Source organism: Kitasatospora sp. NPDC093558 (genome assembly GCF_040683475.1).
Taxonomy (GTDB): domain Bacteria; phylum Actinomycetota; class Actinomycetes; order Streptomycetales; family Streptomycetaceae; genus Kitasatospora.
Genome location: NZ_JBFBDY010000021.1, coordinates 21,884 through 36,729, shown reverse-complemented (window position 1 = coordinate 36,729; position 14,846 = coordinate 21,884). Strand labels below are relative to the sequence as shown.

The 14,846-nt window shown below is 72.8% G+C and carries 11 protein-coding genes and 2 tRNA genes; 8 read left to right on the top strand and 5 right to left on the bottom strand.

The window, feature by feature from the left end; all coding sequences use genetic code 11:
* The first annotated feature begins 3 nt into the window (after positions 1-3).
* Positions 4-77, top strand: a tRNA-Lys gene (locus AB0O00_RS04645).
* 85 nt (positions 78-162) lie between these two features.
* On the opposite strand, the gene AB0O00_RS04640 is transcribed toward AB0O00_RS04645, so the two are convergent.
* Both AB0O00_RS04640 and AB0O00_RS04635 read right to left on the bottom strand, forming a co-directional pair.
* Positions 163-1,044 carry an alpha/beta hydrolase gene (locus tag AB0O00_RS04640; protein ID WP_363648631.1) on the bottom strand — a complete coding sequence of 294 codons (882 nt, stop codon included), beginning with the start codon at positions 1,042-1,044 and terminating at the stop codon, positions 163-165.
* Positions 1,041-1,874 (bottom strand): DUF998 domain-containing protein, encoded by an 834-nt coding sequence (locus AB0O00_RS04635; RefSeq protein ID WP_363648634.1) that lies wholly within the window; start codon positions 1,872-1,874, stop codon positions 1,041-1,043. The genes AB0O00_RS04640 and AB0O00_RS04635 overlap by 4 nt, the downstream gene beginning before the upstream one ends.
* 174 nt (positions 1,875-2,048) lie before the next feature.
* On the opposite strand from AB0O00_RS04635, the gene AB0O00_RS04630 reads away from it, so the two are divergent.
* From AB0O00_RS04630 to AB0O00_RS04620, 3 genes are all read left to right on the top strand, one after another.
* Positions 2,049-2,122: transfer RNA gene (locus AB0O00_RS04630), tRNA-Lys, on the top strand.
* Positions 2,123-2,355: 233 nt separating this feature from the next.
* The gene (locus tag AB0O00_RS04625) at positions 2,356-4,770 is read left to right on the top strand and encodes a transglycosylase domain-containing protein (RefSeq protein WP_363648630.1); all 2,415 of its coding nucleotides are present in this window, start codon (positions 2,356-2,358) and stop codon (positions 4,768-4,770) included.
* Between the two features lie 163 nt (positions 4,771-4,933).
* A complete protein-coding gene (locus AB0O00_RS04620) occupies positions 4,934-6,043 on the top strand; it encodes an EamA family transporter (RefSeq protein WP_363648629.1) in 1,110 nt (369 codons plus the stop codon).
* Here AB0O00_RS04620 and lepB read toward each other — a convergent pair.
* Positions 6,006-6,782 carry a signal peptidase I gene (gene lepB, locus AB0O00_RS04615; RefSeq protein WP_363648628.1) on the bottom strand — a complete coding sequence of 259 codons (777 nt, stop codon included), beginning with the start codon at positions 6,780-6,782 and terminating at the stop codon, positions 6,006-6,008. The two genes, AB0O00_RS04620 and lepB, sit on opposite strands and share 38 nt — an antisense overlap.
* A gap of 239 nt (positions 6,783-7,021) precedes the next feature.
* Positions 7,022-7,357, bottom strand: a complete 336-nt coding sequence (locus AB0O00_RS04610) for a chorismate mutase (RefSeq protein ID WP_363648627.1) — start codon at positions 7,355-7,357, stop codon at positions 7,022-7,024.
* Positions 7,358-7,618: 261 nt separating this feature from the next.
* Between AB0O00_RS04610 and AB0O00_RS04605 the strand changes: the two genes are divergently transcribed.
* Both AB0O00_RS04605 and AB0O00_RS04600 read left to right on the top strand, forming a co-directional pair.
* Positions 7,619-8,044 (top strand): OsmC family protein, encoded by a 426-nt coding sequence (locus AB0O00_RS04605; protein ID WP_363648626.1) that lies wholly within the window; start codon positions 7,619-7,621, stop codon positions 8,042-8,044.
* Positions 8,045-8,455: 411 nt separating this feature from the next.
* Positions 8,456-10,483: an EAL domain-containing protein gene (locus tag AB0O00_RS04600; protein ID WP_363648625.1), complete on the top strand. Its 2,028-nt coding sequence runs from the start codon at positions 8,456-8,458 to the stop codon at positions 10,481-10,483.
* Between the two features lie 571 nt (positions 10,484-11,054).
* Here AB0O00_RS04600 and AB0O00_RS04595 read toward each other — a convergent pair.
* The gene (locus AB0O00_RS04595; RefSeq protein WP_363648624.1) at positions 11,055-12,143 is read right to left on the bottom strand and encodes an LLM class flavin-dependent oxidoreductase; all 1,089 of its coding nucleotides are present in this window, start codon (positions 12,141-12,143) and stop codon (positions 11,055-11,057) included.
* A 551-nt stretch (positions 12,144-12,694) separates the two neighbouring features.
* Here AB0O00_RS04595 and AB0O00_RS04590 point away from each other — a divergent pair.
* Together AB0O00_RS04590 and AB0O00_RS04585 are read left to right on the top strand one after the other, a co-directional pair.
* Complete coding sequence (locus tag AB0O00_RS04590) at positions 12,695-13,282, top strand: VTT domain-containing protein (protein ID WP_363648633.1); 588 nt, start codon at positions 12,695-12,697, stop codon at positions 13,280-13,282.
* Between the two features lie 258 nt (positions 13,283-13,540).
* Entirely contained in the window at positions 13,541-14,818 is a 1,278-nt protein-coding gene (locus AB0O00_RS04585; protein ID WP_363648623.1) for a hypothetical protein, read from the top strand.
* The last annotated feature ends 28 nt before the right edge of the window (positions 14,819-14,846 follow it).

Sequence of the window (14,846 nt, the reverse complement as noted above, 5' to 3'; positions counted from 1 at the left end):
CAGGCGCCGCTAGCTCAGTTGGTTAGAGCAGCTGACTCTTAATCAGCGGGTCCGGGGTTCGAGTCCCTGGCGGCGCACAGACAGCCGGAAGGCCCTTCGCGGAAGCGGAGGGCCTTCCGGCGTTTCCCGCTGCCCACCACGGCTGTTCGGGGCGTGCCCGGGTCAGCCCGTGTCGAGGATCGCCGAGGCCACCGCGTCCGGACGGTCGAACATCACCAGGTGCCCGGCCGGGGCCGTGATGCGGAAGTCCGCGCCGAGCAGCGCGGCGAGCTCCCGCTGCTCGGCCAGCCAGGCCTCCGTCCGCCGGGAGCGCAGGCCGTCGTCGGCGGCCAGCACCGTCACCGGCAGCCCCTCGGGCAGGGCCCGGGTGCGGCGCAGCCCGTCGAGCTCGGCGGCGACGTCGAGGTAGCGGGCGTTCTCCCGCAGCAGCGCGCGCAGCGCCCGGCTGGTCCGGTAGCAGTGCCGGACGAGGTCCGGCGGGGCCAGGTCCTCGCGGCGGACGGTGGAGAGCCGGGCGGTCAGCCGCCGGACCGCCGGGCCGAGCAGGTACGGCACGGCGAGCGCGGTGGCGGCGCCCGCGGCGCTGCGCACGGCGAGGTCGCGCAGGCCGGGGGCGGGCAGCGGCCGGGGCGCCGGTTCGACGCTGCCGTCGACGAGGACGAGCCCGGCCGCCCGCTCGGGGTGCAGCCGGGCGAAGGCCTCGACGTGGAAGCCGGCCAGCGAGTGCCCGGCGAGGGTGCACGGCTCGCGCAGCCCGAGGGCGTCCAGCACGGCCCGAATGCGCCCGGCCTCGCCCGCCGCGGTCGGGGCGGGCCGGCCGGTGGCGGGCTCGGGGGCGCTCAGCCCGTAGCCGGGCCGGTCGAAGCGGACGACGGTGCGGTAGGGGGCGAGGAACGGGACGACCAGGTCCCAGTCGAACCAGCTGCTGCCGAGGCCGCCGGTGAGCACGCAGACCGGGCCCGCGCCCTCGGTGCGGACGTGCAGCGGGACGCCGTCGATGCGCAGGAACGCGGCCCGGACGGTCGCGGCACCGGGTGTCGTCATGCCGGCTCCCGGCGTGCTCGGCCCGGCCGGTCGGCCTGGCTCGCCTGGTCTGCCTCGTCTGCCTGGTCTGCCTCGTCTGCCCGGCCCGCTTGGCCCGCCCGGGTTCGGCGGGCGGTGGACCGGTCGGGCGCCCGCTCGCCGTCACCCTCCTCCCGGAACAGGCTCCACGCGAGGACACCCAGCCAGAGCGCGACCAGCAGCACCTGGAGCCGCTGGCCTGCCCCGAGCGCCCAGGTGCCGCGCCCGGCCTGGAAGGCGCCGATCGCGGCGAGGCTCCACGCGGTCGCGAGCAGTTCGGCGCCGAGCAGCCAGGGCCCGCACCGGCGCACCGGCGGCCACCATCCGTAGCGGCGCGCGGCGACGGTGAGCGCGACCAGCCCGGCGAGCGCGCCGACCATGGCGAGGCTGCTGGTCACGGCGTGCGCCGTGTGGGTGGCGGGCACCAGCCCGGCAGTCTCGCGGGCGGCGCACTCCTCGTCGCTCGTGGGGGTGCAGCTGAGCGGCAGCCGCGAGTCGGCGGCGGTGGCGGCGCCGAACAGGGCGAGGGCCGACCAGCCCGCCAGTGCCCAGCGGTGGTGCGGCCGCGGGCCGGCGGTGCCATTGCCGATGAGGCCAGTGCCGATGCGCGCAGTGCCGCCGCCGACGAGGGCGGTGCCGGCCGCGGCGAGGACGGCCAGGCCGGCGGCCAGGTCGGTGGCCCGGAAGAGCCCGCCGAGCGGCTGGTCCGCCGCCGCGAGTTCGCTGATGTAGGCCTGGACCGGGTCGAGTCCGGTGCTCAGGACGACCTCCAGCACCCAGGCGGTGTACGCCACGGCGCTGATCAGCAGCAGGACGGCGACGGCTCCGCGGGCGTGCGGACCTCCGGTGGGGCTGGGCACGTTTTCACCCTAACCGCGCCCCAACTCAACCCCAACCGGGAGGAAACGGGCACCCATGCTCCGGCCTGCACTCCGGCGTGGTTCGAGGCACCCCTCCGGACCGTGTATTGTTTTCCAGGTCAGCAGGCGCCGCTAGCTCAGTTGGTTAGAGCAGCTGACTCTTAATCAGCGGGTCCGGGGTTCGAGTCCCTGGCGGCGCACAGACAGTGGGGAGCCTCTCGCAGCAGCGAGGGGCTCCCCAACTTTTTTGCCCACGACGTCCGATTTGCGTGCGTTTTGGATGTGATGTCGGTCTCGATTGCCGCTCTGGAGGAGCCGATCGACCCATCCCGTTCGTCCTGGGCGGTAAACCGGAATCGGGACAAAGGTCCCCAACCACCGTTGTCCCCGTCTGTGCAGGCCGGCCCGGTCCGCCCGCAGGAAAGGCCGCGCCTTGTCCATAGATCCCCAGGGCGGCCGCCGCGTGCCGTCAATCCGGCCGGTGAAGCGGCTCAAGAAGGTCCGTCCCGGCCGCCCCGGCCGTCCCAAGCGCACCGGCTGGCGCCGGCTGATACCGACCTGGCGGATGACGCTGCTCGGCCTGGCCGTCTCGATCCTCCTCGGCGTCGGCCTGTTCGCGCTCGGGATCGCCCTCGTGAAGGTCCCGGACGCGCACGCGGCGGCCACCGCGCAGAGCAACACCTGGCTGTACGCGGACGGCTCGGTGATCACCCGCACCGGTGAGCGCAACCGCCAGAACGTCGGCCTGGACAAGGTCTCCCCCGCCGCCCAGCACGCCGCACTGGCCGCCGAGGACCGCAACTTCTACCACGAGGGCGCGGTCAACGTGCAGGGCCTGGCCCGCGCCGCCCTCAACACCGCCAAGGGCGAGGGCACCCAGGGCGGCTCCACGATCACCCAGCAGTACGTGAAGAACACGTACCTGAACCAGAAGCAGTCCCTCACCCGCAAGGTGAAGGAACTCTTCATCGCCATCAAGGTGGACGCCACCGAGAGCAAGGACGACATCCTCTCCGGCTACCTGAACACCTCCTACTACGGCCGCGGCGCCTACGGCATTCAGGCCGCCGCCCAGGCCTACTTCGGCATCGACGCCTCCGCGCTCAACGCCGCCCAGGGCGCCTACCTGGCCACCCTGCTCAACGCGCCGAGCGCCTACGACGTGGCCAACACGACCCCGGTGGGCAAGCAGAACGCCGTCAACCGCTGGAACTACGTCATGGACGGCATGGTCAAGGAGGGCTGGCTGTCCGCCGACGAGCGGTCCAAGACCGCCTTCCCCGAGGTCAAGGACCCGCAGCCGAACCCGGGCCTGTCCGGCCAGTCCGGCTACCTGGTCGACGCGGCCACCCAGTACCTCACGTCCAACGGGATCATCAGCGACAACGAGCTGGCCAAGGGCGGCTACACGATCAAGCTGAGCATCGACCCGACCCGCCAGCAGGCCCTGCAGGACGCCGTCCAGGCGCAGCTGCACGACACCCTGAACCCGGACAAGCGCAAGAAGGACGCGGCGGCCCAGGCCGGCGCCGCCTCGGTGGACCCGAAGACCGGCGCGGTCGTCGCCCTGTACGGCGGCGTCGACTACGTCAAGCACTACGTCGACAACGCGACCCGGCGCGACTACCAGGCCGGCTCGACCTTCAAGGCGATCGCGCTCGCCGCCGCGTTCGAGAACAACGCCAAGACCCAGGACGGCCGGACCGTCACCCCGCGCACGATCTACGACGGCACCAGCGGCCGCAAGGTCCGCGGCGGCAAGGGCACCCCGTACGCGCCCCCGAACGAGGGCGACGTCAGCTACGGCCAGATCTCGCTCCAGCAGGCCATCGACAAGTCGGTGAACTCGGTCTTCGCCCAGCTCGCCCAGGACACCGGGCTGCAGAAGGTCAAGGACACCGCGGTCGCGCTGGGCCTGCCCGGCAGCACCCCCGGCCTCGACCCGGTGCCGTCCATCCCGCTGGGCGCGGCCACCCCGAGCGTGCTCGACATGGCCGGCGTGTACGCCACCCTCGACAACGGCGGCAAGCAGATCACCCCGTGGCTCGTGCAGTCGGTGGACCGCGAGGGCGAGGCCGTCCAGCTGCCCGCGCACAAGACCACCCAGGCCATCAGCGCGGACACCGCGAGCCAGGTCACCTCGATGCTCCAGGGCGTCGTGAGCGACCCGGGCGGCACCGGCTTCCGAGCAAAGGCGCTGGGCCGTCCGGCGGCCGGCAAGACCGGCACCACGGACGACCAGAAGTCGGTGTGGTTCGTCGGCTACACCCCCGAGCTGGTCACCTCGGTCGCACTGTTCGGCCAGGACCCGGGCACCGGGGCGCAGGTCAGCCTGAGCGGCGTCGGCGGCATCGACGGCGCGGCGGGCGGCCAGTACCCGGCGCAGATCTGGACCAGCTACATGAAGGCCGCGCTCAAGGGCCAGCCCGTGAGCGACTTCCCGGACCCGACGGACAACGGCGACTCCGGCGCGGGCGACCTGCCGACCTCCCCGTCCACGCCGTCCGCCACCCCGTCGACGGGCAGCGGGACCGGCAACCCGACGGGCAACCCGAACGGCGGCGCGACCAGCCGGCCGACCGGCGGGTCGAACGGTTCGCAGAACGGCGGATCCAACGGTTCGAACGGGTCCAACGGCTCGAACGGCTCCGACTCCGGCGGGACCCCCGTGCCGACCGCACCGCCCACGACGCAGCCGACCACCGACCCCACGCCGAAGCCGACCCCCAAGCCCACGCCGACGACGCAACCGACGCCCCAGCCGACGACCGGCCCGACGACGCAGCCCACCACCCAGCCCACGGGCGGGACCAGCGGCACGGGCACGGGGACCGGGTCGGGGAACTGATCCGGCGCCTCTGGGCCGGAGCCTTGGGCCTGGGGTCGGGCGGTGGCCCGGCCCCGGGGCTCTCGCGCCGTCTGTGAATACTCCACTGCGTACAGTTGCCTGCAGGACCAAATGGCGAAATGGCGCCTTACAGAACCTGCGGTATGACTGTCACAATGCGTCGGTGCACCAAACAACGGCCTCGTCCGCCCGTCCTTCCGGACGAACCCTCGGCCTCAGCCTCGCGCTGGTCTCCGCGTTCGCCTTCGGCGGCTCCGGCACGGCCGCGAAACCGCTGATCGAGGCCGGTCTCTCCCCGCTCCACGTGGTCTGGCTGCGGGTCACCGGCGCCGCCGTGGCCCTCCTGCCGATCGCCTACCGCCACCGCGACGCCGTGCTCCGGCGCCCCGGTCTGCTGATCGGCTTCGGCCTGCTGGCCGTCGCCGGTGTCCAGGCCTGCTACTTCGCCGCGATCTCCCGCATCCCGGTCGGCGTCGCCCTGCTCATCGAGTACCTCGGCCCGCCGCTGCTCATCGGCTACGTCAAGTTCGTCCAGCGCAAGCCGATCAGCCGGGGCGCGGCGATCGGCGCCGCGGTCGCGGTGACCGGCCTCGCCTGCGTGGTGGAGGTCTGGAACGGCCTGAGCTTCGACGCGCTCGGCGTCCTGTTCGCGCTCGGCGCCGCCTGCTGCCAGGTCGGCTACTTCGTGCTGGCCGACGCCGGCCGCCGGGGCGAGCGGCCCGTCGACCCGCTGGCCGTCAGCGCGTTCGGCCTGCTGATCGGCGCGATCGTGCTCACCGTGCTGACCAGGCCCTGGGAGGCCGACTGGAGCCCGCTCGGCGGGAACGTCGTGATGAACGGGCACTCGCTGCCCGCGTTCATCCCGGCCGCCTGGATGGTGCTGGTGGCGACCGTCCTCGCCTACCTGACCGGCGTGGTCGCCGTCGGGCACCTCTCGCCGCCGGTCGCCGGGGTGGTGGCCAACCTGGAGGCCGTCGTCGCGACCGTGCTGGCCTGGATCCTGCTCGGCGAGCACCTCGGCCTTCCGCAGCTCGCGGGCGGCCTGCTGGTGCTCGCGGGGGCGTTCGCCGCCCAGGCGAGCAAGCCGGCGGACGCCACAGGAGCTCCGGACTCCGCAGGGGCACCGGACGTTGCCGGGGCTCCGGACGTTGCCGGGGCTCCGGACGCCACGGGCCCGGCGGGGACCGCCGGAGTGGCGGCCGAGGCCCGGGAGCCGGTCGCCGCCGAGAGCGGGGTCAGCGGCCGACCCAGCCGAACCAGTCGAAGTGGTTGAGCGGCCACACGACGGCCGACACCGGCCCGACCACGTTGCCCACCGGCACCGCGCCGCCACCCGGGCCGCTGCGGTGGAAGCGTGAGTCGGCCGAGTCGCTGCGGTGGTCGCCCTCGACCCAGATGTGGCCGGCGGGCACCGTGACCGGCCCGAAGTCCAGACCCGCGCACGAGTCGTCCCCCGGGTGGAGGTACGGCTCGTCGACCTTCTTCCCGTCCACGGTCAGCGTGGTGCCGGTGCACTGGACGGTCTGACCGCCGGTCGCGATCACCCGCTTGACCAGGTAGTTGTCGTCCTTCGGCGGCACCAGCCCGACGAAGCTCAGCGCCGAGGTGAGCGCGTTGGTGAACGGGTTGCCGTCGACCGGCTGCGGCGGCAGCCAGTCGCCCGGGTCCTTGAACACGACCGGCTGCCCCGGCTCCGGCTTCCAGCCGGTCAGCGGCGCCAGCTTGTTCACCCCGACCCGGTCGCCGATCCGCAGCGTGTTCTCCATCGAGCCGGACGGGATGGTGAACACCTGGAGCAGACAGGTCTTGATCAGCAGCGCGACCGTCAGACCGACCGCCATCATCGCCGGGATCTCGATCCACCACGGCCGCGGCCTGCGCCCCGCCCGCCGGGCCTTGCGGGCGCGTCCGCCACGGGCCCGGCGGCGGGCCTCGGCGCGACCGCCGGGGGCGGCGGAACTCTCGGCACGGCCCGCGGCCTCGCTCGGCGTTTCGGGCAGGTTCACCGCCATCGTCGCTGCTCCACCTCTCCGGCTGGGAAACCTGCACGCTACGCCAACCGTGGAGCCGCACGAAATCCGGGCTTTAGCCGCCCCCGACACCGTCTACGGCCCCGATGCCCCTCGATGCCCCTCGATGCCCCTCGATGCCCCCGACACCCTCGACGCCCCAACGTCCCTCGACGGCCCGGATGGCCTTGACGCCCCCGCGACGCCGAGCCCCGCGACACCGGGGGGCTTTTCGGTGACCGTCAGGCGCGGGCGATCGCCTCGTGGTGGCGGATGACCTCGGCGATGATGAAGTTCAGGAACTTCTCGGCGAAGACCGGGTCCAGCTTGGCGCCGGCGGCCAGCTCGCGCAGCCGCTTGATCTGGTCCCGCTCCCGCGCCGGATCGGCCGGCGGCAGCTTGTGCTCGGCCTTGAGCCGGCCGACCCGCTGGGTCGCCTTGAACCGCTCGGCCAGCATGTGGACCACCGCGGCGTCGATGTTGTCGATGCTCTCGCGCAGGCTGGTCAGCTCGGCCCGCACGACGTCGTCCACCCCCTCGGGCAGTCCGGCGTCGGGGGTCGTGGGGTGGTCCGTCATCGCGGCGGCTCCCGGAAAAGGCTGGTGGTGGACACCCGGCCGTACGGCGGCCGAGCTCGGGCCCGGGCCAATCTAACAGGGCCCCCGGCCACGGTCCCCTCCATTGCCCCCGACCGTCCACGATCCGGACAGCACGCACGCGCACCGCCGCACCGCCGGGTGCCCGAAGTGCCCGGGAGCGGAGCCGGGCTGCCCGTAGGCTGGTGCGTGCATGACCGGAAGTGACGCATCAGCAGTTCCTCAGTAATGGAGGTACCGATCGTGGCTACGACCCGCACCGCCCGCACCGCCTGGGAAGGCAACCTGCTCCAGGGCAAGGGGCAGGTGACCTTCGCCTCGTCCGGCATCGGCGAGTACCCCGTCTCCTGGGCGGCCCGCGCCGAGGAGCCCAACGGCAAGACCAGCCCCGAGGAGCTGATCGGCGCCGCTCACTCCGCGTGCTTCTCGATGGCCCTCTCGAGCGGCCTGGCCGGCGCCGGCACCCCGCCCACCAAGCTGGACACCCAGGCCGACGTCACCTTCCAGCCCAGCGCCGGCATCACCGGCATCCACCTGACCGTGGTCGGCGACGTCCCGGGCCTGGACGAGGCCGGTTTCGTGAAGGCCGCCGAGGACGCCAAGGCGAACTGCCCGGTCAGCAAGGCCCTCACCGGCACCACCATCACCCTGACCGCCAAGCTGGCCTGACGCTCCGGCGGGTCCGGTGCCGTCGGCCACGCGGTCGGCGGCGGTCCCGCCCCTTTTCCGCTCCCGGCGCGCAACCAGCGCCAAGGGGCGCTGGTTCGGCGCACACGCCCCCGGCGCACGTCATGTGAGGCGTACCGGGGGCGTCTGCATGTACCGCCACGGTTGGTCGCAAAGCGGGCGAATCACCCTGCCGGCGGTCACCGCGCGTTGCCGACGCGTCCTATGATCGGCCGCAGCGCCCTGTTCTTCACGCGGGTGTCCACGCGGTCTCCACCCCACGCGGCAGTTCCCCGCCGGGCGCCCCGCGCCGGACCGACCCCGAGGACCGCGACAGAGTGCGGAGCCGGCCGCCGCAGTCCCGGGTGACCGGCCGGACCAGCATCAGGCGTCAGCAGCGGACGGGAGCATGCCGTGCCGGGCCAGAACGAGGGGGCCGACGCTCACCACCCGGGGGTGGTCCTGGAGGACGGACCGACGAGCCGGAACGAAGCCCGGGGCAGCACCCCGGAGGTGATCCACGACGCGGTCCCCGAGGTGCTCCTCTGCCCCACCTGCTCCGCGCCCCTGACCAACGGCGCCCACCGGACGGACGACGGGACCGACGGCACGGCCAGGCCCGACGGGACGGACGCGAGGGACGGGGCGGACGGGAAGAACGGGACGGACGGGACCGCCCGGATGCTGGCCGCGCTGCGCGCCAGCGAGTCCCGCTTCCGGGCCGCCTTCTGCGACGCCGTCATCGGCATGGCCCTGATCGGCCCGGACGACCGGATCATCGAGGTCAACCCGGCCTTCGCCGCCCTGCTCGGCCGCGGCGTCGGCGAGCTGGTCCGCACCCACCTGCACGAGATCATCGACCCGGAGGGCATGCCGCACCGGCTCTTCCCCGCCCTCGTTCACGGCGGACGCGACCGGTTCCGGGTGGAGAAACAGCTCCGGCACCGCACGGGCCGCACGGTCTGGAGCAAGGTCACCGTCTCCCTCATCCGGGACAGCACCGGCCACCCCCTCTACACCCTGGCCCTGGTCGAGGACATCACCGAACAGCGCCGCCTCGGAGACCGCCTCGAATACCAGGCCCTCCACGACCCGCTGACCAGGCTCCCCAACCGGACCTCCTTCTTCGAACGCCTCGACGCCGCCTGCCTCACCGGCGACCCCCGCCCCGCGGGCGGGCGCCGCGTCGGCGTCTGTTACCTCGACCTCGACGGCTTCGCCGCGATCAACGAGACCCTCGGCCACCACATCGGCGACCAGCTGCTCATCGCCGTCGCCACCCGACTGCGCAGCGGCTTCACCGGGCAGGGCGCCCACATGGTGGCCCGGATGGGCGGCGACGAGTTCGCACTCCTCGTCACCGACAGCGCGGGCAGCGAACAGCTCACCGACCTGGCCGCCCGCATCCTCGAAACGCTGGAACGCCCCTTCGACATCGCCGGGCACCGCCTGGTGATCACCGCCAGCATCGGCGTCGTCGAACGGTCCGTGCACGAGACCACCCCGACCGACCTGGTCAAGGACGCCGACGCCACCCTCTACTGGTCCAAGGCGGACGGCCGCGCCCGCTGGACCCTCCACGACCCCGACCGCGGCGCCCATCAGCTGACCCGCCAGCTCCTCGCCACCGCACTGCGCCCGGCCCTGGAGCGCGGCGAGTTCACCATCGAGTACCAGCCGCTGGTCGGCCTCGCCGACGGTGCGGTGCACGGCGCCGAAGCCCTCGTCCGCTGGCGCCACCCCCGCTACGGGACGCTCTCGCCCGACCGCTTCATCCCGCTCGCCGAGGAGTCCGGCGCGATCGTGCCGCTCGGCAAGTGGGTGCTGGAGGAGTCCTGCCGCCAGGCCCGGCAGTGGCTCACCGAGTTCCCCGACACCGAGACCTTCGTCAGCGTCAACCTGGCCGCCCGGCAGATCTGGGACTCCGACATCGTCGCCGACGTCGCCCGGGCCCTCGACCGCACCGGCCTGCCCGCCCGGCTGCTCCAGCTGGAGATCACCGAGAGCGCCCTGCTCGGCCCCGGCGGCCGACCGCTCCAGGCCTTGCAGGCGCTCGCCGACATGGGCGTACGGATCGCCATCGACGACTTCGGCACCGGCTACTCCAACCTCGCCTACCTCTCCCGCCTACCGGTGCACGTCCTCAAGCTCGACGGCACCTTCATCGAGGGCTTCCGCGACCCGGCCCCGGCCGGCCGCCCCGACCACCCGGCCCCCGACACCCGCCGCAGCGACGCCGACGAACAGATCGTCGGCGCGATGGTCCAACTGGCCCACACCCTGGGCCTGACCGTCACCGCCGAGGGCATCGAGAGCGCCGCCCAAGCCGAACGCCTCCGCCTCACCGGCTGCGACACCGCCCAAGGCTGGTACTTCGCCCGCCCCGGCGACGCCGAACGCGTAGCCGCCATACTCCGCCAGTCCCGCCCCGACCCCCACTGACCAGCGGAGCCCGGCCGCCACCTGGACCCCGGCCACGACGACGCCCACCACACCAAGTCCGAGCCACCCCGGCGGCCACTACCGCCCGACCGGGAACGCCCAGCCCCGACGAGGCCCACCACGCCGAGCATCCGGCACCCGCCGCCCCACCCAACCTGCCAGCCGAACGACGCCACCACCCTCGGCGCACAGGCCGACAGGCAGGGATTCCCATCCTCGCCGCCCGGCGCTCATCCGCCGACAGGATGTCCGCCACATACCCGAACGCCGCCTGTCCGCCGACGCCCGCGCGGCCCCCGGCTCCCAGGCCGACGGCCGGTTTCCTGGCTCCGACGCCCACCGCGGAGCCGGAGCCCGGCCTCCGGCAGCCGGCGCGATCCCGCGTTGGCACGCGCCCAACTGCACCGGCCGGAGACCAGGCCGCCAACTCTCGCGCGCATCCGGGAGCGGCCTCACGCCGGGGGCTTCGAGGCCATCCCGTCGCGGCAGCTGCCCGTCGAGACATTCGAGATCGGCCGGGCGTCGGCACCGCTTCCGTGTGCACGCCCCGGGCCATCCTCGGGGCGAGGCCTTAGGCGGTGGCCGTCAGGCCGTAGGCCTCGGCGATTCGGCCGTAGGAGCGCAGGCGGGCTTCGTGGCCGTGGATGTGGGAGGTGATCATCAGTTCGTCGACGCCGGTCCGCTTGCGCAGGGCCTCCAGGCCATCGGCGACGTCGCCCGGGGCACCGAGGACCACGTTGGCCAGCCAGTTGTCGATGAAGTCCGCCTCGACCGGGCTGTACGGGTAGGACTCGGCCTCCTCCGGCGTGGGGATCGGGCCGGGGGTGCCACGGCGCAGCCGGAGCATGCCGAGGGCTGCGGAGCGGGCCAGGCGGCGGGCGGAGTCCTCGTCGTCGGCGGCGACCGCGCTCACGCCGATGAGGGCGTAGGGCTCGGTGAGGACGGCGGACGGGCGGAAGGAGTCCCGGTAGAGGTCGAGTGCCGGGAGGGTGTTCGCGCTGCTGAAGTGATGCGCGAAGGCGAAGGGCAGGCCGAGGCGGCCGGCGAGCTGGGCGCTGAAGCCCGAGGAGCCGAGCAGCCAGATCGGCGGGCGGGCATCGCCGTTGGGGACGGCGGTCAGCCGGGCGTACGGGTGGCCGGCCGGGAAATCGCCGTCGAGGAAGTGGGTCAGTTCGGCGAGTTGCTGCGGGAAGTCGTCGGCGCCTTCGGCGAGGCCGCGGCGCAGCGCCCGGGCGGTGGCCTGGTCGGTGCCGGGGGCGCGGCCGAGGCCGAGGTCGATCCGGCCGGGGTGGAGGGCCTCCAGCAGACCGAACTGCTCGGCGATGGCCAGCGGGGCGTGGTTGGGGAGCATGACCCCGCCGGAGCCGAGCCGCAGCGTGGTGGTGTGGGCGCCCAGGTGGGCGAGGAGGACGGCCGGGGTGGAGCTGGCGACACCGGGCATGCCGTGGTGCTCGGCGACCCAGAAGCGGTGGTAGCCCCAGCGTTCGGCGTTCTGGGCGAGTGCGGTGGTGGCGGCGAGTGCCTCGGCGGGGGTGTGGCCGGCGCCGACGGTGGCGAGGTCGAGGATGGAGAGCGGGGCAGGTGCGGTGCCGCGGGCGGTGCCCCGGATCGCGGGGGCGTGCGGTTGGGTGCCGTGTTCCTGCTGGTCCTCGGTGGTCATGCCGCTCGCCCTTCCGGTCTCTCTGTTGCTGCCGACCGGGGTCAACCAGCTTCCCGTTCCCGCTGTTCCCCGCTTTCGGGGTGTCCCGCGGCACACCCCCGGAGCTTCCGCCGACCGGACGTTCGGCTGACGCAGAGCCAGCGGGCGGACACGGGTGGCGACTTCACGCCAGAGACGGAAGTCGCCAGCCGCAGGTCTCGCGGTCGACCGCCGGAGTCCGGCAGGCTGGTGATCAGGAGCGAGGGCATCGATGGGAAGCCCCTCACTCCCGTTGACAAGATCGCCGGGCTGGACCAGTTCCGGACGATCCATGCGAGCCCTCGGAGTGGTAACCCCGCTCCGGGGGCTCGTTCCATGTGCGGCTTCCATATGGAATGTGGCGTGGATCACCCCGGCCGCAGGCGCCGCCGACCGCAGCGACTTCGTTCCCTGGCTGTGATCCCGCGCATACCCGGGGTGCTTCATGGCATGAAAAGTCGAGGCGCTAGCGTTGACCCCAGCAGCCACCTGCTCCCCCGGGCGGCGTGGAGGGAGTACGGGCCTTGAACTTCGTGGCGGCGATCGGATCCTCGTGGATCTGTGCCCTGGCGCTCTGCGCCGTACTCGGCGACGCCCTCCTCCCCTTCATTCCGAGCGGCACGCTCGTGATCCTGGCCGTGCTCAAGACGGCGCAGATCGACGGCGCCCCGGTGCTGCTCGGCCTGGGCGTGGCGGTGTCCTCCTTCCTGGGCGATCTCCTGCTGCTGCACCTCGCCCGGCGCGGCACCCCACTGCTCCAGCGGCGGCTGGCACGACGCCCGAAGCTCGCGGCGAGCGTCTTCCGGGTGCAGCAGGCCCTGATCGAACGGCCGCGCGGGGCCGCCGCCGCGATGGTGGTGATCGCCCGGTTCGTGCCGGCGGGGCGGACTGTCCTCGATCTGGCCATCGGGCACTCGCCCGCCCATCCGCACCGCTTCCTGCACTGGTCGGCGCTGGCAGCGCTGGTGTGGGCGGCCTATATCGTGACGCTGGGCTGGCTGAACAGCCACTGGTTCGACACCGCTTGGCTCAGCCTGGCCGTCTCCTGCACGGCGGCGACCGTGGTGAGCACCGCGATAGCACGAATAGTTCGCCGCAATCGGCGACTCGCCGCACTCTGACGGACCCCGGTCCCGCGGCGGTACGGTACTGCCCGACCGAGCAGTTGGCCGCGAAGCGTCACAGGACCGCAACAGAACCCGGATTTCCGCAGCCCAGCCGGGTGCCACCGGCGTGTTGAACCACGTCGGGCCCGGACGGCCTTTGATCGCCCTCCGGTCCGCATGACATGCTAACGGCGGAATACTCATCAATTGCCCGATTTGACCGGTATGGCCCAGCGCCGCCCGCACCACCGGCCGTCGGCACCAGGGGAGACCATGACCAGCATCTCGCGCAGGACCGTGCTCAGTGCCACCGCAGCGACCGCGGCCCTCGGAGCGGTCGCGGCCTGTTCCAGCAGCGGGTCCGGCTCGGGACCGGCCTCCCCCTCGACGTCCACGGGCGGCGCCGCCCCCGTCCCGACCGGCACCACCGATCCGACCCAGGCCGTGGTGCCCAAGGGCACGCCGATCGGTGACGGTTCCAACGCGGACACCGGGCCGCAGCCGAACCAGCCCCAGCCCGAGAAGCTCAAGCCCGGCGAGCGTCCGCCGCAGTTCGTCGTCTTCTCCTGGGACGGCGCGGGCGGCACCGACGACGGCCAGTTCCCCCGTTTCCTCAAGCTGGCCGAGCAGTACAAGGCCACGATGACCTTCTTCCTCTCCGGCATCTACGCGCTGCCGAAGGGCAAGTCCAGCCTGTACCACCCGCCGAAGCACTCGGTCGGCGCCTCCGACATCCCGTACCTGTCGGACGGCGCGGTCAAGAGCACTCTCAAGCTCGTCAGCCAGGCCTGGATGGCCGGGCACGAGATCGGCACCCACTTCAACGGGCACTTCTGCTCCAGCCGTCCGGACAAGAACGGGGTCAACATGTGGACCCCCGACGACTGGCAGAGCGAGATCGACCAGGCGATCGGCTTCGTCACCCAGTGGCGGACCAACACCGGCTTCACCGACGTCGACCCGCTGCCCTTCGACTACAAGAAGGAGCTCATCGGCGGCCGGACCCCGTGCCTGGAGGGGCAGAAGGCGCTGCTGCCGACGGCCGCGAAGATGGGCTGGAAGTACGACGCGAGCTCTGCGGGCGGGCTGCAGATATGGCCGCAGAAGGTGCAGGACGGCAAGGTCTGGGACTTCCCGCTGCAGTCCATCCCCTTCCCGGGGCACACCTTCCAGGTCCTCTCGATGGACTACAACATCCTGGCCAACCAGTCCAGCGGCAGCACCAAGGGCGACCCGTCCAAGTACGGCGACTGGCGCAACCAGGCCCGGGACTCCTACCTGGCCGGCTTCGACCGCGCCTACAACAGCAACCGGGCGCCGTTCTTCATCGGCAACCACTTCGAGCAGTGGAACGGCGGCATCTACATGGACGCCGTCGAGGAGACGCTCAAGGCCATCGCCGGCAAGCCCGAGGTGCGGCTGGTCTCCTTCAAGCAGCTCGTCGAGTGGCTGGAGGTGCAGGACCAGTCCACCCTGCGCAAGCTGCGCACGCTCAACGTCGGCCAGGCGCCCGCCGGCGGGTGGGAGACCTTCCTGGGCGCGGCCGGCTGAGGGCCGCGCCGGGCGGACGGTGAGTACG